The organism is Streptomyces koelreuteriae (genome assembly GCF_018604545.1).
GTDB lineage: Bacteria > Actinomycetota > Actinomycetes > Streptomycetales > Streptomycetaceae > Streptomyces > Streptomyces koelreuteriae.
In genome coordinates this window covers 3,751,187-3,773,917 of record NZ_CP075896.1, presented here as the reverse complement: position 1 = coordinate 3,773,917, position 22,731 = coordinate 3,751,187, and the positions used below count along the sequence as shown (strand labels likewise).

The 22,731-nt window shown below is 71.9% G+C and carries 20 protein-coding genes; 13 read left to right on the top strand and 7 right to left on the bottom strand.

Translation table 11 applies throughout. The features are described 5' to 3' along the window. Window positions 1-37 precede the first annotated feature (37 nt). Window positions 38-1,393, bottom strand: coding sequence for an aspartate aminotransferase family protein (locus KJK29_RS16780; protein WP_215119970.1), 1,356 nt, complete (start codon window positions 1,391-1,393; stop codon window positions 38-40). A gap of 188 nt (window positions 1,394-1,581) precedes the next feature. Here KJK29_RS16780 and KJK29_RS16775 point away from each other — a divergent pair, with 188 nt between their 5' ends. From KJK29_RS16775 to KJK29_RS16760, 4 genes are all read left to right on the top strand, one after another. After that, window positions 1,582-2,187, top strand: a complete 606-nt coding sequence (locus KJK29_RS16775) for a type 1 glutamine amidotransferase family protein (protein WP_215119969.1) — start codon at window positions 1,582-1,584, stop codon at window positions 2,185-2,187. Further along, the gene (locus KJK29_RS16770; protein WP_215119968.1) at window positions 2,184-2,642 is read left to right on the top strand and encodes a MarR family winged helix-turn-helix transcriptional regulator; all 459 of its coding nucleotides are present in this window, start codon (window positions 2,184-2,186) and stop codon (window positions 2,640-2,642) included. The genes KJK29_RS16775 and KJK29_RS16770 overlap by 4 nt, the downstream gene beginning before the upstream one ends. 79 nt (window positions 2,643-2,721) lie before the next feature. Further along, entirely contained in the window at window positions 2,722-4,590 is a 1,869-nt protein-coding gene (locus tag KJK29_RS16765) for a serine/threonine-protein kinase (RefSeq protein WP_215119967.1), read from the top strand. Window positions 4,591-4,717: 127 nt separating this feature from the next. Further along, a complete protein-coding gene (locus tag KJK29_RS16760) occupies window positions 4,718-6,265 on the top strand; it encodes a substrate-binding domain-containing protein (RefSeq protein ID WP_215119966.1) in 1,548 nt (515 codons plus the stop codon). Between the two features lie 167 nt (window positions 6,266-6,432). On the opposite strand, the gene KJK29_RS16755 is transcribed toward KJK29_RS16760, so the two are convergent. Then, the gene (locus tag KJK29_RS16755; RefSeq protein WP_215119965.1) at window positions 6,433-7,191 is read right to left on the bottom strand and encodes an SLATT domain-containing protein; all 759 of its coding nucleotides are present in this window, start codon (window positions 7,189-7,191) and stop codon (window positions 6,433-6,435) included. A 268-nt stretch (window positions 7,192-7,459) separates the two neighbouring features. Here KJK29_RS16755 and KJK29_RS16750 point away from each other — a divergent pair, with 268 nt between their 5' ends. The 3 genes from KJK29_RS16750 to KJK29_RS16740 all read left to right on the top strand — a co-directional run bounded on the left by KJK29_RS16750 (window position 7,460) and on the right by KJK29_RS16740 (window position 9,180). Then, on the top strand, window positions 7,460-7,801 hold the full coding sequence (locus KJK29_RS16750; RefSeq protein WP_215119964.1) for a YbaB/EbfC family nucleoid-associated protein: 342 nt from the start codon (window positions 7,460-7,462) through the stop codon (window positions 7,799-7,801). 127 nt (window positions 7,802-7,928) lie between these two features. Further along, window positions 7,929-8,528: a recombination mediator RecR gene (gene recR / locus KJK29_RS16745; RefSeq protein WP_003991835.1), complete on the top strand. Its 600-nt coding sequence runs from the start codon at window positions 7,929-7,931 to the stop codon at window positions 8,526-8,528. Beyond that, window positions 8,521-9,180 (top strand): DUF5063 domain-containing protein, encoded by a 660-nt coding sequence (locus KJK29_RS16740; protein WP_215119963.1) that lies wholly within the window; start codon window positions 8,521-8,523, stop codon window positions 9,178-9,180. The genes recR and KJK29_RS16740 overlap by 8 nt, the downstream gene beginning before the upstream one ends. A gap of 9 nt (window positions 9,181-9,189) precedes the next feature. Here the strand turns inward: KJK29_RS16740 and KJK29_RS16735 are convergent, their stop codons facing one another. Continuing rightward, a complete protein-coding gene (locus KJK29_RS16735) occupies window positions 9,190-10,026 on the bottom strand; it encodes a PhzF family phenazine biosynthesis protein (RefSeq protein WP_215119962.1) in 837 nt (278 codons plus the stop codon). 152 nt (window positions 10,027-10,178) lie between these two features. Here KJK29_RS16735 and KJK29_RS16730 point away from each other — a divergent pair, with 152 nt between their 5' ends. Further along, window positions 10,179-10,718, top strand: a complete 540-nt coding sequence (locus KJK29_RS16730; RefSeq protein ID WP_215119961.1) for an SgcJ/EcaC family oxidoreductase — start codon at window positions 10,179-10,181, stop codon at window positions 10,716-10,718. A 24-nt stretch (window positions 10,719-10,742) separates the two neighbouring features. Here the strand turns inward: KJK29_RS16730 and KJK29_RS16725 are convergent, their stop codons facing one another. Continuing rightward, the gene (locus KJK29_RS16725) at window positions 10,743-12,083 is read right to left on the bottom strand and encodes a sensor histidine kinase (protein ID WP_215119960.1); all 1,341 of its coding nucleotides are present in this window, start codon (window positions 12,081-12,083) and stop codon (window positions 10,743-10,745) included. Then, on the bottom strand, window positions 12,080-12,775 hold the full coding sequence (locus KJK29_RS16720) for a response regulator transcription factor (RefSeq protein ID WP_215119959.1): 696 nt from the start codon (window positions 12,773-12,775) through the stop codon (window positions 12,080-12,082). The genes KJK29_RS16725 and KJK29_RS16720 overlap by 4 nt, the downstream gene beginning before the upstream one ends. A 235-nt stretch (window positions 12,776-13,010) precedes the next feature. On the opposite strand from KJK29_RS16720, the gene KJK29_RS16715 reads away from it, so the two are divergent. From KJK29_RS16715 to KJK29_RS16700, 4 genes are all read left to right on the top strand, one after another. Further along, window positions 13,011-14,303, top strand: coding sequence for an aspartate kinase (locus tag KJK29_RS16715; RefSeq protein WP_215119958.1), 1,293 nt, complete (start codon window positions 13,011-13,013; stop codon window positions 14,301-14,303). Further along, window positions 14,303-15,388, top strand: a complete 1,086-nt coding sequence (locus tag KJK29_RS16710) for an aspartate-semialdehyde dehydrogenase (RefSeq protein ID WP_215119957.1) — start codon at window positions 14,303-14,305, stop codon at window positions 15,386-15,388. The genes KJK29_RS16715 and KJK29_RS16710 overlap by 1 nt, the downstream gene beginning before the upstream one ends. Before the next feature lie 495 nt (window positions 15,389-15,883). Then, window positions 15,884-16,459: a SigE family RNA polymerase sigma factor gene (locus KJK29_RS16705; protein ID WP_215124312.1), complete on the top strand. Its 576-nt coding sequence runs from the start codon at window positions 15,884-15,886 to the stop codon at window positions 16,457-16,459. 98 nt (window positions 16,460-16,557) lie between these two features. After that, window positions 16,558-17,595 carry a hypothetical protein gene (locus KJK29_RS16700; RefSeq protein ID WP_215119956.1) on the top strand — a complete coding sequence of 346 codons (1,038 nt, stop codon included), beginning with the start codon at window positions 16,558-16,560 and terminating at the stop codon, window positions 17,593-17,595. Window positions 17,596-17,638: 43 nt separating this feature from the next. On the opposite strand, the gene KJK29_RS16695 is transcribed toward KJK29_RS16700, so the two are convergent. Beyond that, entirely contained in the window at window positions 17,639-18,421 is a 783-nt protein-coding gene (locus tag KJK29_RS16695) for an SURF1 family protein (protein WP_215119955.1), read from the bottom strand. A gap of 343 nt (window positions 18,422-18,764) precedes the next feature. Here KJK29_RS16695 and KJK29_RS16690 point away from each other — a divergent pair, with 343 nt between their 5' ends. Then, window positions 18,765-20,627: a S9 family peptidase gene (locus tag KJK29_RS16690; protein ID WP_215119954.1), complete on the top strand. Its 1,863-nt coding sequence runs from the start codon at window positions 18,765-18,767 to the stop codon at window positions 20,625-20,627. 147 nt (window positions 20,628-20,774) lie between these two features. On the opposite strand, the gene KJK29_RS16685 is transcribed toward KJK29_RS16690, so the two are convergent. Further along, window positions 20,775-22,682: a potassium channel family protein gene (locus KJK29_RS16685; RefSeq protein WP_215119953.1), complete on the bottom strand. Its 1,908-nt coding sequence runs from the start codon at window positions 22,680-22,682 to the stop codon at window positions 20,775-20,777. Window positions 22,683-22,731 lie beyond the last annotated feature (49 nt).

Genomic DNA, 22,731 nt, shown 5'->3' with positions numbered 1-22,731 from the left:
TGACGGGTTTACAGGTGTTTACTCCGTGTACCGCTGTTCACGCCGTGTACTCGTCCGCCACCGACAGCGCCGTGTCCAGAACCGCGAGGCCCTCCTTCAGCTCCGCCTCGCTGATGTTGCAGGGCGGCACCACATGCGTGCGGTTCATGTTCACGAACGGCCACAGCCCGCCGCCCTTCGCGGCGGCGGCGAAGGCGGCCATCGGCGCGTTCGCCTCCCCGGCCGCGTTGTACGGCACCAGCGGCTCGCGCGTCTCGCGGTTCCGCACCAGCTCCAGCGCCCAGAACATGCCGGCGCCGCGCACCTCGCCGACGCTCGGGTGCCGCTCGGCGAGCGCGGCCAGCTCCGGCCCGAGGACGGACGCGCCCAGCCGGGCCGCGTTCTCGACGACGCCCTCCTCCGCCATGACGTCGATCGTCGCGACGGCGGCAGCGCAGGCCAGCGGGTGCCCGGAGTAGGTCAGACCGCCGGGGTACGGCCGCTTCCCGAAGGTCTCCGCGATCGCGCCGGAGATCGCCACACCGCCCAGCGGTACGTAGCCGCTGTTCACGCCCTTGGCGAAGGTCAGCAGGTCGGGGGTGACGTCGAACAGGTCGGCCGCGAACCACTCACCGGTCCGTCCGAAGCCGGCCATGACCTCGTCCAGGACGAAGACGATCCCGTACTTGTCGCAGATCTCACGCACACCGGCGAGGTAGCCGGGCGGCGGGACCATGATCCCGGCCGTGCCCGGGATGGTCTCCAGGATGATCGCCGCGACGGTCGAGGGCCCCTCGAAGGCGATCGTCGTCTCCAGGTGCTCCAGCGCCCGCGCGCACTCCTGCTCCTCGGTCTCGGCGTAGAAGCGGGAGCGGTAGAGGTAGGGCGCCCAGAAGCGCGCGACCCCGGCCGTGCCGCTGTCGGAGGCCCAGCGGCGCGGGTCGCCGGTGAGGTTCACGGCCTGCTGCGTGCCGCCGTGGTACGAGCGGTACGCCGAGAGCACCTTGGGGCGGCCCGTGTGCAGACGGGCCATGCGGATGGCGTGCTCGACGGCGTCGGCGCCGCCGTTGGTGAAGAAGATCTTGTCCAGGTCGCCGGGGGTCCGCTCGGCGATCAGCCGTGCCGCCTCCGACCGCGCCTCGATCGCGAACGCGGGCGCGAACGTCGTCAGCTTCGCCGCCTGCTCCTGGATCGCGGCGACGACCTTGGGGTGCTGGTAGCCGATGTTCGTGTAGACGAGCCCACTGGAGAAGTCCAGGTAGCGGCGGCCGTCGTAGTCCCAGAAGTGCGACCCCTCCGCGCCGGCGACGGCGAGCGGGTCGATGAGCTCCTGTGCGGACCAGGAGTGGAACACATGGTCACGGTCGGCGGCCTTGACGGCGGCACCGGCTTCGGGGTTCGGCTGAGGGGTCATGCGGGCGAGCGTAGGCATGCGGGACGCGGGCTGGAAATCGGCGTCGTGTGTGAGGTCCGGGGGTTTCCGCGACAGGTTGTCGACGGGGAGGTGTCACACGGAGGACCTTCCCCGGGTACGGAGGGGGTATTGACAGCATGCTGCCTAATCGACAGTATGTTGTCATACACGGAACTCCAGGAGGAGCCATGAGCGCCAAGCCCGTCCATCTCGCCGTCTACGACACCCTCGCCGACTGGGAGACCGGCCACGCCACGGCCCACCTCGCCCGCGCCGGCCACACGATCCGCACGGTCGGCCCGACCACGGCCCCGGTCACCAGCATCGGCGGCCTGCGCGTCCAGCCCGACATGGCGCTGGACGACGTACGCCCCGAGGACAGCGCGCTGCTGATCCTCCCGGGCGCCGACCTCTGGGACACGAGCGGCGACCTCGCGCCCTTCGCCCGCAAGGCCCGGGCCTTCCTGGAAGCGGGCGTACCGGTCGCCGCGATCTGCGGGGCCACCGCCGGACTGGCCCGGGAGGGCCTGCTCGACGACCGTGACCACACCAGCGCGATCTCCTTCTACCTGGCCGCGACCGGCTACGCGGGCGGCGAGCGCTACGTCGAGACCGACGCCGTCACCGACGGCCCCCTGGTCACGGCAGGCCCGACCGAACCGGTCGCCTTCGCCCGGGAGATCCTCCGGCTGCTCGGGGTCTACGAGGGTGAGGTGCTCGACGCCTGGTACCGGCTGTTCCACGACTCCGACCCGGCGGCGTACGCGGTGCTGGAGAAGGCCGGCGCGCTGTGAGCCGGGAGCGCCAGGACCTGTTCAGCCGCAGCGCCCTCGGAGTGTTCCGGCTCAACGGCCAGTTCCTCGCCGTCGCGGAGGAACTGGCCCGGCCCGCCGGGCTCACCGCCGCCTGGTGGCAGGTGCTCGGCGCGGTCCTCGGCGAGCCGCTGCCCGTCTCCGGCATCGCCCGCGCCATGGGCATCACCCGGCAGAGCGTGCAGCGCATCGCCGATCTGCTGGTGGAGCGCGGCCTCGCCGAGTACCGGCAGAACCCGGCGCACCGCCGCGCCAAGCTCCTCGCGCCGACCGAGGAGGGGCGCGCGGCGGTCGCCCGGATCGACCCCGGGCACGCGGCCTACGCCGACCGGCTGGCCGAGGCGTTCGGGGAGGCGGAACTGGCGGAGGCGGTGCGGCTCTTGGAACGCCTGTCCACCGTGCTCGACCAGGTGGGTCCGCCTGTTACGGAACCGTAGAGTTCGCCCAGGTCACCCCGCCCCGCCCCCGCACTATTCTCGATCTGTTGCTCACGTGTGGGGGGAAGGCGGCTGAGCGATGGAGAAACTGGGGCCCGGGGATCCCGTACGGATCGGTGCCTACCGGCTGCTGGCGCGGCTCGGCGCGGGCGGGATGGGGCAGGTGTATCTGGCGCGCTCGGAGCGGGGCCGTACGGTCGCCGTGAAACTCGTGCGCGAGGAACTGGCCGCGCAGGAGGAGTTCCGGGAGCGGTTCCGGCAGGAGGTGGGGGCCGCAAGGCGGGTCGGCGGCTACTGGACGGCGCCGGTGCTGGACGCGGACACCGAGGCGGCGGTGCCCTGGGTCGCCACGGGGTACGTCGCCGGGCCGAGTCTCCAGCAGGTCGTCGGGCACGACCACGGTGCCCTGCCCGAGCGGACGGTCCGCATCCTCGCGGCCGGGCTCGCGCACGCGCTCAAGGACATCCATGCCGCCGGCATCGTCCACCGCGACCTCAAGCCGTCCAACGTGCTGGTCACCATCGACGGCCCGCGCGTCATCGACTTCGGTATCGCACGGGCCCTGGAGACCGTGACGGACGGCGGGCTCACGCGCACCGGGGCGCTCGTCGGATCGCCCGGCTTCATGGCGCCCGAGCAGGTGCGGGGCGACCGCATCACCCCGGCCTGCGACGTCTTCTGCCTCGGCTCCGTCCTCGCCTACGCCGCGACCGGCGCCCTGCCCTTCGGCACCGCCAACAGCGGTGTGCACGCGCTGATGTTCCGCATCGCCCAGGAGGAACCGGACCTGACGGGCGTCCCCGAGGGCATCGCCGACCTGGTCCGCGACTGCCTCCGCAAGGACCCCACCACCCGCCCGACCCTCGACCGCGTCCTGGAACGCACCGGCGCGGACGACACCGTGGCCGACGGCCGAGCCCTCGACCCCTGGCTCCCGGGCGCACTGGTGGCCCAACTGGGACGACACGCGGTGCGCTTGCTGGAAACAGAGGATCCAGAAACCCAAGGGGCGCGGGGCCCTGACATGGGCGGCTCCGCCGCGTGGGCGCGACCAGCCCCCACCGCCCCGCAGCCGGAAATCGGTCCCGGTACCACCCCCGAACACGCCCCGACCACCGACGAATCGTCGCCGACCCCTGCGCCGCAGGCACCCACCGCCCCACCCCCACCGGGTCCGCCAGGCGAGGGCCCACCGCTGAACCACCTGCCCACCATGGTCGCGAGCCAGGGCGTACCGCCCGGCCCACAGGCACCACCCCCGTACCCGGCCTACGGCTACCCCCAGCAACACCCCCAACTCGGCTCCACCCCGCCCTACGGCCCACCTCCCTACGGTCCGACGCCGTACGGCACGCCCCCGCCCTACGGCCCGCCACAGGACCCGCCCCGCAACGGCCGTTCCACCGCCCTGCTCGTCGTGATCGCCCTGGTCGTCGCGCTGGCCGCGGGCGGCTCGGTGTACGCGCTGATGCAGGGCGGCGAGGGCGACAAAGCCGACGACCGCCCCACCCCCACGCAGGGCACCGGCGCCCCCACGGACTCCGGCCAGCAGACCTCGCAGCCGGACACCACCGCCTCCTCCCCGGCCGACGGCGCCATCCCCACGGCGTACCTCGGCACCTGGTCCACCACCATCGACAACGCCGACGGGCAGCACACCCGCTCCCTGACGATCCAGCAGGGCGAGCCGGGCGACACGGTCCTGTCCCTCGTGGCCGACGGCCCCACCAAGGGAGGCGGCACCTACCACTGCGTGTTCGAGGGCGAGCTGACCGACGACCCGGGCTCCGACGGCCCGTTGAGGATCGGCCCGTCCACCGTGACGGTCGGGCAGCCGCGCTCCGCCTGCACCCCGGGCGAGGCCACCGAGGTCACCCTCCTGACCGACTACACGCTCCAGCGCGTGAACACGAGCAGCGGGGAGCGGCTGACGTACTCCAAGGAATGACCAACTACCGGTTCCCCCGAGGTCGTTGAACGTCCGGCGAATTCAAGCCGACGAAATCCGGATACCCGCTCGTACAGCCGTACGGTGACCAGACGATCGAGTCCGGGCGGCGGCGGGGGCACCCACGGTGGAGTGGTTGAGCGCGGAGAACCTCGTGGCCGTGGCGACGGCCCTGCTCGGCATCATCGCCTCGGGCGTCATGGTCTGGTACGAACGCCGGGTGCCGCGCCGCAAACGGGTGGGCTACCGCGTGCAGATGGACAACGCCATCGGCGACGACGTGCGCTCGGGCCGCGCCAACCGCCGTCTCGGCCTGTTCGACGAGGCCCCGGACATGTCCGACGCGACCCTGGTCCTGCTGCGCATCGAGAACGACGGCTCGCAGGGCATCGACCGCGACGACTACACCGGCCCCGAACTGCACGGCCTGACCGCGGTGTTCGCGGGCCGTACCGTCCGGGGGGTCTCGGTGACCCAGCCGTCGGACACCGACCACCTCATGGACCACTTCACCGCGGCCCGCGGCTTCGCCTACGACGGCAACACCCTGCGCATCCCCCGCGTTCCGCTCAACCGGGGCGACCACTTCAAGCTGCTCGTGCTGCTCGCCGGCGGCGATGTCGGCGACGAGATCCGGCTGGTGGGCGGCCTGCGCGACGGCGAGGTGCACCCCAACCGCAGCGCCACGCCGGACGACAAGCCGCCGCTGTTCAGCCGGGCGGCGCGGCTGATCACCCTCGCGCTCACGGTGAGCGTCGTGACCCTGGCGGCGATCGTCGTCGTCCAGGACGACACCCCGCCCCCGATCGGCTGCGCGAGCGGCACCCTCACCCTCACCGGCTCGACCGCCTTCGCGCCCGTCCTGCGCGAGGTGGCCGCCAAGTACGAGCGGGACTGCGGCGGCGACCCGGTCATCGAGGTGGACGCCCACGGCTCGACGGCCGGGATCCGGGAGCTCGCGGCGGCCGGCGACCGGGCGGTACGGGAGGGGCGGGGCTCCCCGCCGGTGGTGGCCCTGTCGGACGGCCCCAAGCCGGCCGGCCTGCCCGCGCTGCGCGAGAACCGGGTGGCGGTGTCCGTGTTCGCGCTCGTCGTCAACGACGACGTGAGGCTGAAGAACCTGTCCACGGCGGACGTACGGCGTCTCTACCGGGGCGAGATCCGCAACTGGAAGCAGCTCGGCGGCCCGGACCTGCGCGTGCACCTGGTCAGCCGGGACGCGGGGTCCGGGACGCGGCAGGTCTTCCAGCGCCGGGTGCTGGGCCGGGGCGAGATCGCCAACTCCTCCGTCGACTGCGTCCACAAGGACGACCCGACGGCGGCCGTCATCCGCTGCGAACTCGACTCCACGGAACAGGTGCTGACGACGGTCGCCGGCCTCCCGGGCGCCGTCGGCTACAGCGAACTCAACCTGGCCGCCCGCGCGAAGGGCCTGCACTCCCTGCGCCTGGACGGCGACCCCGCCTCCGTCGACGCCATCGAACGCGGCACGAGCGACTACCCCTACCGCGAGATCGAATACGCCTACACCTACGGCCGCCCCCCGGCCGACTCCTTGGCATCGAGCTTCCTGACCTACCTGTCCCGAGGCAACGGCCAGGACGTGACCCGCACCCACGGCCACATCCCGTGCTGGACCCCGGAGGGTCTCGTCCTGTGCGCGGAGGCCACCTAGGTCCTGTCCTAGCTGCGGGCATGCGTGCCGCTAAGGGCGGCACGGGTGGGCGGTGGGGGTCCCCCCGCTCGAGCGAAGCCGAGAGTGGGGGAGGCACCTCGTCGCGCCGAGTTGCGCACCCACCCGCCCCCAGCGACAACGCCGAGCACCAGAAACCCCCGGCCAGCTCACCGCGGCTCCGGCGGCCGCTGCCGCGGCATGTTCGGCCGCGCCCCACCCCCCGGCGGCGGCACGGAGAACCGCCCGTTCACACCCCCCACCTCAGCCCCCCGCCCCCCACCGGACAACACCACCGCCTGCATCCCCACCGGCGCACCCCCGGCCCGGAACTCGCCCATCCAGTCCCCGGTCTCCACCCGGACCAGCTCACTCATGTCCTCGCTGAACCTCCGCAGCACCCCGAGACACCGCTCGGCGGCCTCCGCGGCCGTCCCCTCCGCCGGCCCCAGCACCTCCCGCACGCACTCCGCCGCCCAGTCGAACTGCAACGCCTGCAGCCGCCGCTGCACGGCCTGCGCGGTGGCCACGTCCCGCATCCAGCCCGACGTCACCCCGAAGTACCGGTCGACGGCCACACACGCCACCCCCAGCAGCAGCGCCAGACACCCCCAGGGCGCGACCCCGCCGGCGACCCCGGTCAGATCCAGCAGGGGCAGCGCGACGCCGGTGACCGCCCCCACCGCGGCCCCGCAGCGCAAGCCCCGCGCGCACCGCCGCTTCCACACCCGGTCCTCGAGATACCAGGCCGCCGTCCGCAGCGCCCCGCGCTCCACCCACCGGTACAGCTCGTCCAGCCGGGCCGCCGGCTCACCCCAGTCCCCGTGCGGAAAGGCCCGCCCGGTCAGATCGCCCGGCCGCGGCCGGGACGCCCCCTCGCCCCGTCCGTCCTGAGGCGGCACCTCGGGCTGCATCTCCGGCTGACCCACCCGGCACTCCCTACTGACCACGAACGACCACGCGCGGTCCCAGCCGACTCACACTGCGCGACGAACGACCCACCTGCCGCGCCGGACCCTTCCTACCCCCCAATGGGTGGCGAAGACGCAGCTTTCGCCACTTTTCCGCCCGGAAGTATTCCTTGATCCGGTATAGGGCGCGAGGGGGACTCACTCGAAAGAGTGCTGGGGCGACGGCAGGCCTGACCACGTAGGCTCGTGCCGAACGGGAAAACCCGTACCGAGCAAGGAGCTGATCGTGATTCCCGGTGGTGGCCAGCCCAATATGCAGCAGTTGCTCCAGCAGGCCCAGAAGATGCAACAGGACCTGGCACAGGCACAGGAGGAGCTGGCGCAGACGGAGGTCGACGGGAAGGCGGGCGGTGGCCTGGTGACCGCGACCGTCACCGGCGCCGGCGAACTGCGCGCCCTGAAGATCGACCCGAAGGCGGTCGACCCCGACGACACCGAGACGCTGGCCGATCTCGTCGTGGCGGCGGTCCAGGCGGCCAACGAGAACGCGCAGGCGCTCCAGCAGCAGAAGCTGGGCCCGCTCGCGCAGGGTCTCGGCGGCGGCGGAATCCCGGGCCTGCCGTTCTGAGACGCCCGCCGCCTTCCTCGGACGGGCGGCGGACAACTACCGTACGTACGGAAAGGCCGTACGCGACGACCGACCTCGAAGACCGCGAATTCCTCGAAGGTCTCGGAGTTCCAAGAAGGGCAGTCCGTTGTACGAAGGCGTGGTCCAGGACCTGATCGACGAGCTGGGGCGGCTGCCCGGCGTCGGTCCGAAGAGCGCCCAGCGGATCGCCTTCCACATCCTCCAGGCCGAACCGACGGACGTACGGCGCCTCGCCCAGGCCCTCATGGAGGTCAAGGCGAAGGTCCGCTTCTGCGCGACCTGCGGCAACGTCGCGCAGGAGGAGCTGTGCAACATCTGCCGCGACACCCGGCGCGACCCCGCCGTCATCTGCGTGGTCGAGGAGCCGAAGGACGTCGTGGCGATCGAGCGGACGCGTGAGTTCCGGGGCCGGTACCACGTCCTCGGCGGCGCGATCAGCCCGATCGACGGGGTGGGGCCCGACGACCTGCGCATCAGGGAGCTGCTCGCCCGGCTCGCCGACGGCACGGTCACCGAGCTGATCCTCGCCACGGATCCGAATCTCGAAGGCGAGGCGACCGCCACGTACCTCGCCCGCATGATCAAGCCCATGGGCCTGAAGGTCACCCGCCTGGCCAGCGGCCTCCCGGTGGGTGGCGACCTGGAATACGCGGACGAGGTCACCCTCGGCCGCGCCTTCGAGGGGAGACGACTCCTAGATGTCTGACGCCACGCTGCACGCGACCGACCAGAACCCGGACGATTTCGCGGTCCAGATCGCGGACCAGGTCGAGAGCTTCCTGGTCGCCGTCACCGAGGTCGCGAAGGGCGACGAGCCGGAATCGGCCGTGCCCTTCCTCCTCCTGGAGGTCTCCCAACTCCTCCTGGCCGGCGGCCGTCTCGGCGCGCACGAGGACATCGTGCCGGACGAGCGCTACGAGCCCGACTCGGGCCCCGAGCCGGACGTCGACGAACTCCGCGAGAACCTGGCCCGGTTGCTGGACCCGATCGACATCTACTCCGAGGTGTTCGACCCCTACGAGCCCCGCAAGGCCCCGGTCCCGGCCCGGATCTCCGACGACCTCACGGACGTCATCACCGACCTGCGCCACGGCATGGCCCACTACCGCGCGGGCCGCACCACGGAGGCCCTGTGGTGGTGGCAGTTCTCCTACTTCTCCAACTGGGGCTCCACCGCTTCCGCCACCCTCCGCGCCCTCCAGTCGGTCCTCGCCCACGTCCGCCTCAACCAGCCCCTCGCCGAACTCGACGGCCTGGACACGGACCAGGGCATCGGCGACGACACCCTGGAGTTCGAGGCGGGCAGGGTCATGGCGGAGGAGATCGGCGGCCCGCTGGGGATGCGCCCGGCCACGTAGCGCGGCCGCTCAGAGCCGTACGGCCGGGCCGGTCACGGCGATTCCGGTGTCCTGCTCCGCCGGCACCGTCACCGTGATCGTGCTCGGCCGCCCCATGTCCCCGCCCTGGTGGACCGTCAGGGTGGCCGGGGTCGGTACGAGGCCCAGTTCCCGCAGGTAGCCGCCGAAGGCGGCCGCCGCCGCTCCCGTGGCCGGGTCCTCCATCACACCGCCCGGCGGGAACGGGTTGCGGGCGTGGAAGACGGTGTCTGACTCCCGCTGGACCAGGTCGATCGTGGTCCAGCCCGTGCGGGCCATGAGGGTGCCGAGGTCCGCCATGTCGTAGTCCAGATCGGCCAGTCGCTCCCGGCTCGCGGCGGCGAGGACCGGGTGCCAGGCCCCGGCGAAGGCCGCCCGGGGCGGCAGCGCCGGATCCAGGTCCGCCTCGGACCAGCCCAGGATCGCCAGCAGTTCGGCCAGGTCGCCCTCGTCGATCGGTGCCGTACGGGGCACCACGCTCACCAGAGTCGCCACCAGGATGCCGTCCGCCGACCGCTCGGTGGCGACGGTGACCGGTCCCGCCGCGGTGCGCAGCAGCAGCCGCCCGGTGCCATGCCGCTCCGCGTGGGCCACGGCCGTGGCGATCGTCGCGTGTCCGCAGAACGGCACCTCGGCGAGCGGGCTGAAGTACCGCACGTCCAAGGCGTCGTCGCCGGACGCCACCACGAACGCCGTCTCGGAGTAACCGACTTCGGCCGCCGTCGCCAGCATCGTCGCGTCGTCGGCCCCGGTGGCGTCCAGCACCACGCCTGCCGGGTTGCCGCCCCGGGGATCCGTGCTGAAGGCCACGTACCGCAGAATCTCCATGCGCAGACGGTAGCGCCCGGCCCCCTGGTCCCACCGCGTGAAATTGGGGGCATCCTGCATCCCCCCTGTACGTCCGCTGCACAGCCCCTAACCGGTGGAACGCGAGTCTGGAGTCACTTCAGCAACTCCACTCGATCCCACCGGAGATGACAATGAACCGCCGTCCCGCGGACCGTCCCGCAGCCGCCTCCATACGTAAGCGTGTCGCCGTCGTCACCGGCGTGGCCGTTCTCGCCGCCGGTACCTTCGCCGCCGGTGCCGGGGTCGCCGGGGCCGAGTCCGGGAGCAAGCCGGGCAGGACGGTGACCAAGGCGCAGGTGCTCGGGCTGTTCGACCAGTGGAACGCCGCGTTGCAGACCGGTGATGCGAAGAAGGTCGCCGATCTGTACGCCAAGGACGCGGTGCTGCTGCCGACCGTCTCCAACAACGTGCGTACCGACAGAGCCGAGATCGTCGACTACTTCGAGCACTTCCTGAAGAACAAGCCGCACGGGAAGAAGATCGAGTCCGTCGTCAACATCCTCGACCGGAACACCGTGATCGACACCGGCGTGTACGAGTTCGCGCTCACCGACCCGAAGTCGGGCGAGAAGAGCGACGTCAAGGCGCGCTACACCTACGCCTACGAGAAGCAGCCGAACGGCACGTGGCTGATCGTGAACCACCACTCCTCGAAGATGCCCGAGGGGTGAGCCCCTGTAAGCCCCTGAAGGGCCTCAGCCGCCGGACCGGTGGGGCGCCGCCCGTAGCGTGATCGTCACGCACAGGCCGCCGCCCGGGGCGTCCGTCAGCGCCACCGTCCCGCCGTCGTCCGTCGCCAGTTGCCGGACGACGGCGAGGCCCAGGCCCGAGCCGGACTTCCCGGTCAGGCCCTGGCCCCGCCAGAAGCGGTCGAAGGCGCGGGACTTCTCGGCGTCCGACATGCCGGGCCCCTCGTCCAGCACCGACACCCCCACCACATCGCCCCCGGGGTCCACGCGGACGGTGATCGTCCCGCCGTCCGGTGACACCTCCAGGGCGTTGGAGAGCACGTTGTCCAGCATCTGGTCCAGATGACCGGGGCTGGCCAGCACAGACGGCCGGCCGTCGATACTCCCCCTGAGCGCGATGGTGACTCCGCGCTCATCGGCGGCCGGCCTCCACACGGCGAGCCGTTCCCGCACCAGGTCCATCAGCGGCAGCGGCTCGGCCGCCGTCACCTTGGCCTCGGCCCTGGCCAGCACCAGCAGGCCGTTGACCAGGCGGTTCATCCGTACGACCTCGGCCGTCGCCTGCTCCACGTCCTCGCGTACGAACTCGTCGTCCACACCGTCCGCGATGTTGTCCAGGGACAGCCGCAGCGCGGTGAGCGGGGTGCGCAGCTGGTGGGACGCGTCCGCCACGAAGATGCGCTGGGCCGCGATCAGCGTGTCCAGGCGTTCCGCGCCCTGGTTGAGGGTGCGGGCGAGGGTCTGGGTCTCGGGCGGCCCGGTCACCGGGGAGCGGGCCGTGAGGTCGCCGTCGCTGAACTTGCTGGCCATGTCGTTGAGCTGGCGCAGCGGCCGGGTGATCCGGCGGGCGGCGAACGCGCCGATCGCGGCGGCCGCCGCGAGCACGACCACCGCCAGCCCGGCCCGGAAGCCCCAGATCTGCCAGAGCCGCGTGGTCATGTCCGAGGTCGAGTAGACGATCCGCACGGCCGCGTCCCCCCGCGCGGGGACGGTGACCTGCAGATGCTCGCCCCAGACGAAGTCGGACCCCCAGTCCGTCGTCACCTCGTCCCGCTCCGTGGCCCGGGTCAGCGCCTCGTCCGCGGCGGGCTCCGGCAGCTTCGGGTCGCAGGCGGCGGTGGGGGTCGCCTGTACGTCGCCGTACGCCCTGGCCACCTCGGTGAGGGCCTCGCAGGAGGCGCCGGTGCCGTTGCTCAGCAGCAGCGCCATCGTGTTGGCCTCGCGCAGGACGGACTGTCTGGTGTCGTCCCGCAGCTGCTTGGTGAGGGTGAAGGCGACCGGCACCGTGAAGAGGAAGATGGCCACCGCGACCAGCAGGATGTAGCTCCGGATGAGCTGCCGGTTCATGAAGCCCCGTCGTCCTTGACGATCTCCAGCCGGAAGCCCACCCCACGCACCGCCTCGATCGCGATCGCCCCGGCGAGCTTGCGCCGCAGCGCCGCCACGTGCACGTCCAGCGTCTTGGTCGGCCCGAACCAGTTCGCGTCCCAGACCGCTTCCATGATCTGCTCGCGCGACATCAGCGCCCCGGGCTCCTCGGTGAGGAAGGCCAGCAGGTCGTACTCCTTGGGCGCGAGGGCGACCTCCTCGCCGTCTAGGCGCACCCGGGCCGCCTTGCGGTCGATCGTCAGGCGGGTGCCGTAGCGGTCGGGGCCCGGCGCGGGGGCGCCCGCCGCGGGCGTACGGGCCTGGGTGCGGCGCATGACCGCCCGTATCCGGGCGATGACCTCCCGGACGCCGAACGGCTTGGAGACGTAGTCGTCCGCGCCGAGCTCCAGGCCCACCACCCGGTCCGTCTCGTCGCTGCGGGCGCTGATCACGATGATCGGGACGTCGCCGCGCCCGCGCAGCGCCTTGCAGACGTCGAGGCCGTCGGTGTCGGGCAGCCCGAGATCCAGCAGGACGACGTCGTAGGGGCCCTCGTGCCGCAGCGCCGCCGCGCCCGTGGTCACCCATTCGACCTCGAAGCCGTAGCGCCTCAGCCCGCGGCGCAGGGACTCGGCGACCGGCTCATCGTCTTCCACCAGAAGTACGCGCACAGCCGAACCTTAGTGCTTGAAAGTTGGCTTACCGGCGTCGGTCGGGGGACGATTGTGACGCCGGGCACTTTCTCGCGTGGCCTGTGTCCAGGTGGGCATGAGCAGGTCTGAGCGAGTACCCCGGAAATCTCATCATGCGATATCGCGGAAGGGATTTTCGGACGCTCGATAGACTGAGCCGACCGCGGTACGAATGCGTATGAGCGGATAGAGACGGATTGAGCGAGGAGCGCACGTGGGCCTTGTCGTGCAGAAGTACGGAGGCTCCTCCGTAGCCGATGCCGAGGGCATCAAGCGCGTCGCCAAGCGAATCGTGGAAGCGAAGCAGAACGGCAATCAGGTGGTTGCCGTGGTTTCCGCGATGGGCGACACGACGGACGAGCTGATCGATCTCGCCGAGCAGGTATCCCCGATCCCTGCCGGGCGCGAGCTCGACATGCTGCTGACCGCCGGAGAGCGGATCTCCATGGCGTTGCTGGCCATGGCGATCAAAAAGCTGGGCCATGAGGCCCAGTCGTTCACCGGCAGCCAGGCAGGTGTCATCACCGACTCGGTCCACAACAAAGCGCGCATCATCGATGTCACGCCGGGCCGGATCAAGACCTCGGTGGACGAGGGCAACATCGCGATCGTGGCCGGTTTCCAGGGCGTCAGCCAGGACACCAAGGACATCACCACCCTCGGCCGCGGCGGCTCCGACACCACGGCGGTGGCCCTGGCCGCCGCCCTCGAAGCCGACGTGTGCGAGATCTACACCGACGTCGACGGCGTGTTCACCGCCGATCCGCGTGTGGTGAAGAAGGCCCGGAAGATCGACTGGATCTCCTTCGAGGACATGCTCGAACTGGCGGCGTCCGGATCGAAGGTGCTGCTCCACCGTTGCGTGGAGTACGCCCGGCGGTACAACATCCCGATCCATGTCCGGTCCAGCTTCAGCGGACTCCAGGGCACCTGGGTCAGCAGCGAGCCAGTTGTTCGAAAGACGCAGCAGCAAGGGGAAAAGCAGGTGGAGCAGGCTCTCATCTCCGGTGTCGCGCACGACACCTCCGAGGCCAAGGTCACGGTCGTCGGTGTGCCCGACAAGCCGGGCGAGGCGGCTGCGATCTTCCGCGCGATCGCCGACGCCGAGATCAACATCGACATGGTCGTGCAGAACGTGTCCGCGGCCTCCACGGGCCTGACGGACATCTCCTTCACGCTCCCGAAGACCGAGGGCCGCAAGGCCATCGGCGCGCTGGAGAAGAACAAGTCCGGCATCGGCTTCGACTCGCTGCGCTACGACGACCAGATCGGCAAGATCTCCCTCGTCGGCGCCGGCATGAAGACGAACCCGGGTGTCACGGCCGACTTCTTCGGCGCGCTGTCCGACGCCGGTGTGAACATCGAGCTGATCTCGACCTCCGAGATCCGCATCTCGGTCGTCACGCGCGCCGACGACGTGCCCGAGGCCGTCCGTGCCGTGCACTCCGCCTTCGGGCTCGACTCCGACAGCGACGAGGCTGTCGTCTACGGAGGCACCGGCCGCTGATGGCCCACCTCCGACAGGACGCCCGGACCGGCAGGTCCGGGCGTCCGACGCTTGCCGTGGTGGGCGCGACCGGAGCCGTCGGCACGGTCATGCGCCAGATCCTGTCCCAGCGGGCCGACGTCTGGGGCGAGATCCGGCTGATCGCCTCCCCCCGCTCGGCCGGCCGCAAGCTGGCCGTGCGCGGCGAGGAGACCGAGGTCATCGCGCTCACCGAGGAGGCCTTCGACGGGGTCGACGTCGCCATGTTCGACGTCCCCGACGAGGTCGCCGAGCGGTGGGCGCCGCTCGCGGTCGCCAAGGGCGCGGTGGTCGTCGACAACTCCGGCACGTTCCGGATGGACCCGGACGTGCCGCTCGTCGTGCCCGAGGTCAATCCGCACGCCGTGCGGATGCGGCCGCGCGGGATCATCGCCAACCCCAGCTGTACGACGCTCTCCATGATCGTGGCCCTGGGCGCGCTGCACGCCGAGTTCGGGCTGCGCGAGCTCGTCGCCTCCTCGTACCAGGCGGTCAGCGGCGCCGGGCGGGCCGGCGTGGCCACCCTGCGCCAGCAGCTCTCCCTGGTCGCCGGCACGGAACTGGGCACCGGCCCCGGTGACGTACGGCGGGCCGTGGGGGACAACACCGGGCCGTTCCCGGAGCCGGTCGCGCTGAACGTCGTGCCCTGGGCCGGTTCGGCGCGCGAGGACGGCTGGTCCTCCGAGGAGCTGAAGGTGCGGGACGAGTCCCGCAAGATCCTCGGCCTGCCCGATCTGCCGGTGGCCATCACCTGTGTCCGGGTGCCGGTGATCACCACCCACTCGCTGACCGTGCACGCCCGCTTCGAGGGCGAGGTCACCGTCGAGGGGGCCCGCGAGATCCTCGCGACGGCGCCCGGTGTCGTGCTGTTCGACAACCCGGCCGCCGGGGAGTTCCCGACCCCCGCCGATGTCGTGGGCACCGACCCCACCTGGGTCGGGCGGGTGCGGCGGGCGCTGGACGACCCCACGGCGCTCGAACTCTTCGTGTGCGGGGACAACCTGCGCAAGGGCTCCGCGCTCAACACCGCGCAGATCGCCGAGGTGGTGGCCGCCGAGCTGGCCTGACCGCCGCGCAGCGAAAAATCCTCCGGCCGCCGGGTGGGCGGTTTGTAGGATCTGTGTGCGACATGTGAGCTGATCGATGGTCCGGACCACTTGTCCGGGGCGCTTCGGCATCAGAGGATTTATCTCCCCGTCCTCCGCAACCGTGCGGAGGGCGGGGAGCGTCTTTGCGGTCGCACTTAGGCCGTGCAAGCGCTTCATCAGGCGTGGGGACGCCTGGAACCGGGCGTGGGGACGTCCGTTCACAATTGGACATAGGGGAAGAGCGGGACGCATGAGGGCATTTGACGCACCATCTGTTGTGCAGCCTGACGCGGGTAGACCGTCGACGGCGACGGTCGGCGTGAAAGTGACGCCCGGCACGTACAACCCTCACCGGGGTGAGCGTGTCCAACAGGCGTGGCAGAGGTACTCGACTTCAGCACGGCACGCGGCACGGTCCTGCGACCGCCCCGTCCGGCGGCTCTACGACCCCGCATGGCCGGTACGCCCGGTGGCATGCCGGTGATCGCGCCCGTGCCCGCGGCGCGGCCGGCCCGCATACCGAACCAGCGCGACGGTGCCGAGGACGAGGCGGCGGCCGGCACCACCGTCGACCACCTCACCGAGACCTACCGGGCGCACTACCGCTCGCTGCTGGGTCTCGCCGCCCTCCTCCTCGACGACACCGCCTCCTGCGAGGACGTCGTCCAGGAGGCCTTCATCCGGGTCCACTCGGCCCGCAAGCGGGTCCGCGACCCCGAGAAGACCCTGGCGTACCTGCGGCAGACGGTCGTCAACCTCTCGCGTTCCGCGCTGCGCCGCCGCATACTCGGCCTGAAGCTGCTGTCGAAGCCCATGCCCGACATGGCCAGTGCCGAGGAAGGCGCCTACGACCAGCTGGAGCGCGACTCCCTCATCAAGGCGATGAAGGGGCTGCAGCGCCGCCAGCGCGAGGTGCTGGTGCTGCGCTACTTCGCGGACATGACCGAGGCGCAGGTCGCCGAGACCCTCGGGATATCGCTGGGCTCGGTCAAGGCGTACGGCTCGCGCGGCATCGCGGCGCTCCGGCTGGCCATGGAGGCGTCGGCATGAGCGCCCCGGACAGCGCGGGACGTGACGGGCCCGACCGGCACGAACCGGCCAGGCCGCACAGGCAAGATCCGAAGCAATCGCACGCTGGGAACGCAACTGTGAACCACGGCCCCGACGACCAGAGCCCCGAGGGGTTCGACTCGGACGAGCTGGACCTGCGCTCGATGCTGCACCAGGTGGTGCAGGAGGTGGAACCGCGCGACGGCACGCTGGAGTACCTCCGCAAGGCGGTGCCCCAGCGGCGGACCCGCAAGCGGCAGGCCGTCGTCGGCATGGCCGCCGCCTGCCTCTTCATCGGCACGGCCATCCCCGCGCTCGTGCACGTCTCCAACTCCACCGGCTCCGAAGCCAACCCGTCCGCCATCGGCCACGCCTCCGAGACCCAGGGCGGCGCGAGCCAGGGCAAGGGACCGGACGGCGGGGAGAGCACCTCGGGCGGGACCTCCGGCAAGCCCGAGGGCAAGGACAAGGACGAGAAGAAGAAGGAGGACAAGGGCAAGGGCACCGGCGCCGCCACCGGCGCGACCCAGGGCGCCGACCCCTCCTCCACCACCGCCGCCGGCATCGCGGCGTGCACCGCGGCCCAGCTCGGCCCCGCCGCCGGAAGCAGCGCCGCCCCCGACTCCACGGGCGCGGTCTACGGCTCCTTCCGCGTCACCAACGTCTCCGCGGCGAGCTGTACGGTCACCGGCCCCGGCTCGGTGAGCGCGCTGCCGCAGGGCACGGCCGACATCAGCAAGGTCAGCACCGCCCGGCACGCGGCCGGGGACGCGGCGGCGGGCCTGCCCGACCCGTCCCTGGAGTCCGCCCAGCTCGTGCTGGCGCCCGGAGCCGCCTACGACGTGAAGTTCGCCTGGGTCCCCACGGAGACCTGCCCCACCCCCGGCGGCAGCGTCGGCGGCCCCGGCGACCCCAGCCCCGAACCCACCCCGTCGGGCGACACGACGGAGACGGGCGGCACCTCCACCGGCGGCGACACGGGCACCGCCCCGCAGCTGGCCACGGAGGAGGGCACGACCGACGGCAGCGTGGCGGTGACCTACACGCCGGGTACGGGCTCGGGCGCGAGCTCGGTCACGGTGTCCAACGCGTGCGCGGGGACCGTGTACTGGACGGGCGTGCTGCCGGGAGCGTAGGGCCGCGGACCGGCCCGGTGGTCGAGTGGTCGGGTGGTCGCCGTCAGGCGACCACGCGCTCCTCTTCCTCCTGGACCAGGCCCAGCTCCGCGTCCCGGGCGAACTCCACCTCGCGCCGCAGCAACCGGAACCACATGAAGATCACGAACCCGACGAAGGCGAACCACTCGGCGGTGTAGCCGAGGTTCTGGAACGCCTTCAGGTCCAGCCCCGAGTCCGGCGGGGCGCTCGCGGGCACCGCCTTCATACCCGAGTCGCCCTTGGCGAGCGTGACCCACGCGTCGTACACGTCGTACGGCACCAGGTTCACCAGGGACGCCGCGCTGATCGCCCCGGTCTGCCCGGACGGCAGCCCGCCCTGCGCGCTGACGCCGTTGTCGCCCGGGGTCTCGGACGCCTGGAGCGCCCCCGTGACCGTGACCTCACCGGTGGGCGGGGCGGGGGCCTCGGCCGCGTCCGGGGAGCCGGGCAGCCAGCCGCGCACGACCGGCAGCGCCTCGCCCGAGTCGGTGCGCAGCAGTGTCAGGACGTAGTAGCCCTGCTTGTCGTCGAGCTCCCGGCCCGGCACCAGCAGCTGCTTGCCGTAGCGGCCGGTCGCGGTGACCTGCTTGCCGGACGTCGCCTTGGTCACCGGCAGCATCTTCGCCAGCGGCCGGGGCGCCTCGTGCCGAGCCTCGGCGACCTGCTCGGTCGCGGTGCGATGGTCCTGCACACGGTCCTCGAACCGGCCCAGCTGCCAGGACCCCATGAAGATGCAGAAGGGGATGGACAACAGCACGAAGACGTTGATCCCCCACCATCGGGGCGTCAGCAGAAACCGGTACACACCCCAAAGGTACGGGGCTGCCCGAAGGGTCCGGACTGCGGGGTGGGCGCCGGTCGGCGGCGCTCGGCGCTCGTGGGGCCCGGGTCAGAAAGCGGTGACTGTGGATATTCGGCCGTCGGCCTTCCACGGCGAATCCCCGGGCCTCTCGTACCTCACGGAGTCCCGGACGTCGGCCGCGGACCGGAACCTTCCGACGGTCCTGCGTAGATCGGTCATGTCGAGCAGTGTGCACGCAGCCACTGACAATCCGCCCTGACCTGCCGGGAAGGGGGATCGGTGGAGGTTATCCACAGGCTGGGGGCCTCGGCAGCGCGATGTCGGTTCGGGCGGGCAGTATGGGGCCATGACTGAGAGCAACGCGTCCGATGCGCGGGACCAGCGGGATCAGCACGAACAAGTGGGACAGGCGGGACAGCAGGAGCGGATGCCGGACTGGGAGAAGCGCTTTCGGGCGCCCCGGGTGTCCCTGCCCGACTGGGCGGAGGACGCGCCGGACCGCTCCCTGTTCGTGTCGAACGCGACAGGGACGTACGAGCTGTACGCCTGGGACAGGTCGACGGGCGACCAGCGCCAGGTGACGGACCGGCCGAACGGCACGACGGACGGCGTGCTGTCCCCGGACGGCGCGTGGATCTGGTGGTTCGACGACAAGGACGGCGACGAGTTCGGCGTATGGCGCCGCCAGCCCTTCGCGGGCGGCGAGGACGAACCGGCCGCCGCGGGCCTGGAGGCCTCCTACCCGGCGGGCCTCGCCCTCGGCCGCGACGGGCGCACGGCGGTCGTCGGCCGCTCGACGGACGAGGACGGTACGACGATCCACCTCGTCCGCACCGGCGAGGACCCGGTGGAGATCTACCGGCACCGCGAGTCCGCCGGCGTCGGCGACCTCGCCCACGACGGTTCGCTCATCGCCGTCGAGCACACCGAGCACGGCGACGCGATGCACTCGGCCCTGCGCGTCCTGCGCCCCGACGGCACCCCGGTCGCCGACCTCGACGACACCGAGGGCGGCACACGCGAGCTGGGCCTGGAGGTCCTCGGCTTCGCCCCCGTCGACGGCGACACCCGCCTCCTCATCGGCCACCAGCGCCGAGGCCGCTGGGAGCCGCTGGTGTGGGACGTGGCCACGGGCGAGGAGACGGACCTGGCGCTGGAGCTGCCCGGCGACGTCAGCGCCGAGTGGTACCCGGACGGCACCGGCCTGCTCATCGTGCACGGCTTCGAGGCCCGCAGCGAGCTGTTCCGCTACGACCTGGCGAGCCGCGCCCTGACGGAGATCCCCACCCCGCCCGGCACGGTCTCCGGCGCCACGGCCCGGCCCGACGGCAGCGTGGAGTACCTGTGGTCCTCGGCCGCCGAACCGTCGGCGCTGCGCTCCACGACGGGCGGTGTCGTGCTCGACCCGCCCGGCATGAAGTCCCCCGGCTCGGTGCCCGTGGAGGACGTGTGGGTGGAGGGCCCCGGCGGCCGTATCCACGCCCTGGTCCAGAAGCCGCAGGGCACCACCGGCCCGCTCCCCACGGTCTTCGACATCCACGGCGGCCCGACCTGGCACGACAACGACTCCTTCGCGGCGGGCCCGGCGGCCTGGGTCGACCACGGCTACGCGGTGGTCCGCGTCAACTACCGCGGCTCGACGGGCTACGGCCGTGCCTGGACCGACGCCCTGAAGCACCGCGTGGGCCTCATCGAGCTGGAGGACATCGCCGCGGTCCGTGAATGGGCCGTCACCTCCGGCCTCGCCGACCCCGACCGCATCGTCCTCACCGGCGGCTCCTGGGGCGGCTACCTCACCCTCCTCGGCCTCGGCGTCCAGCCCGACGCGTGGACGCTGGGCATCGCGGCGGTCCCCGTCGCCGACTACGTCACGGCGTACCACGACGAGATGGAGGCGCTGAAGGCGATGGACCGCACCCTCCTCGGCGGCACACCCGAGGAGGTCCCCGACCGCTTCGAGGCGTCCTCTCCTCTGACCTACGTCGACGAGGTCAAGGCCCCGGTCTACATCTCGGCCGGCGTCAACGACCCCCGCTGCCCGATCCGCCAGATCGAGAACTACGTCAAACGCCTGGAGAAGCGGAGCGCGATCCACGAGGTGTACCGCTATGACGCCGGGCACGGGTCACTGGTGGTGGACGAGCGGATCAAGCAGGTGCGGCTGGAACTGGAATTCGCGGAGAGGCACCTGAGGGACGTTCGCTCCTAGTCCGCAGTCCGCGGGCATGCGTGCCGCTAAGGGCGGCACGGGTGGGCGCGGGCGGCACCCCGCTGCGCCGGGTTGCGCCACGCCCCGGCCTCAGCGCCAACGCCGGGCACCTTGTAGCGCCGAGCCGTGCAGGGACACCGCTCGGCGTCACGCCCCCGCCCGCTCCCGCCTCCTCCGCCCCAGCAACTCCGCCAGCCCCCGCCGAGTAGCCGCCAGCACCACCCGATCCCCGGCCCCCAGCACATACGTAGGAGGCAGATCCCACACCAGCCCCGAGGCCGGCGCACCCTCCTCACCCACCGTCTCGCCCTCGTCCCGCCGCCCCCCAGGAGGTGCCGTATTGAGCGCCAGCACCCGCCAGGCCCCCGCCCGGAACGCCTCCGCCACCGTCCGCCCCTCCAACTGCGGATGCCCGGCCACCTCCACCTCCGCGAACAGCAGCACCCGCCGCTCCACCGGAATCGCCCCCAGGATCTGCCGCCCCATCATCGCCCCGGCGAACGCGGGCGCGGCCAGATGCGACACACTCCGGCTCCGGGTCAGGGCGAACGGATGCGCGGCCCGCATCGTCCGGTACACGGCGGTCGCGAAGTCGTCGTCGTACAGCCGCAGTACGACCCGCAGATCGGGCCGCACGGACCGCGCGTACAGCGAGGCCTCCAGATTCGTCGTGTCCGCACTGGTCAGCGCCAGCAGCGCGTGCGCCCGATGGATCTTCGCGGCCTCCAGCACCCCCTCCTGCGTGACATCCCCGAGCACCACCGGCACCCGCAGCCGTCGCGCCGTGGCCATCCCCCTGGCCTCCGGGTCGGACTCGACGCACACCACGGGAATGTGCAGCTCCCGCAGCCGCGTCAGCACCCGCGTCCCGATCTTGCCGAGCCCGAGCAGCACCACATGCCCGCCGAGCCCCCGCGGCGGCTTGCGCAGGGTGGACGCGCTGCGGAACGTACCGAGGGCCTCCAGCACCGCTGCCAGCAGCACCGGCAGCAGCAGCAACCCGACCAGCCCGGACAGCAGTTGCAGGACCTGCCGCCCGGTCGAGGCGTGGTACGCGGGATCGTTGATGCCGAAGAGATCGAGGAGCGTGACGTAGGTGGCGTACAGCGGATGCTCCCCGGTCACGAAGATGAACGCGACGGCGAGCGCGAGCACACACCCGACCAGCCCCGCCAGCGACCACCGCAGCCGCCGCGAGAACAGCGAGGCGAACGGCGGCACACCACCGCCCCGCCCGGAGGACAGGGACGGCCCGGAGTACGACACCTGCTCCAGGACGACGGTCCCGCGCCCGGTCGCCGACGCCACCGCCATCTCGTCCGGCAGCAGTTGAGGCCCGTGCTCCCCGCTGCTCTCGGAACCGTCGGCGCCGGCCGGGTCGTTGCTCGTCGCGGAGAGCAGCGCCAGGGTGCACAGCCCCGGGTCGGCCACCTCGCCCGGCCCCGGCGGCTGCCGCTCCACGGCGCGCAGAACGAGTCCCTCCGTCTGGACGACCTTGCTGGTGCCGACGAGGGCGGTGGCGGCCAGCGCGGGCGCGGCCGTGTCGGCGTCGGACAGCACGGTCGTCGACGCGTCGAGGCGCGAACCGCCGCCGTCCGGCCCCGTCCCGGAGGCCACCGCCGCCGTCTGGTCGAGCAGTTCCTCGATGTGCTGCCCCAACCGCCGGTTGTAGAGACGCAGTACGAGTCTCAGGCGGGGGTTGATCCGGCGGGCGGTGAGCGCGGCGCGGATGTTGGTCTCGTCGTCGTCGTACACGAGCGCCAGAGCCGCCGCCCGGTCAGCGCCCACCTCGGTGAGCACGGCCTCGGTGAGCTCGGCGGCCTCCACGACCTGTTCGGTCGCGGCCGGTTCGGCGACACCGCCCGTGCCCGCCCGGTTGACGGCCGCGCTGACCCGGTCGAACAGCGCAGCCGAGGCGGCCCGGGCCCGTCCGACCACCGGCTGCCGCACCCGGCGCCCCGACGGCGGCACGACGAGCGTGACCTGTTCGCCGTAGACACCCCGGAGTTCGGCGGCCAGCCGATGGGCGAGCCCGTCGTCACCGCATACGACCATGTGTGTGGCCGGTTCACCTGGCTGACCTTGATTCGGAACGCTCCCCACA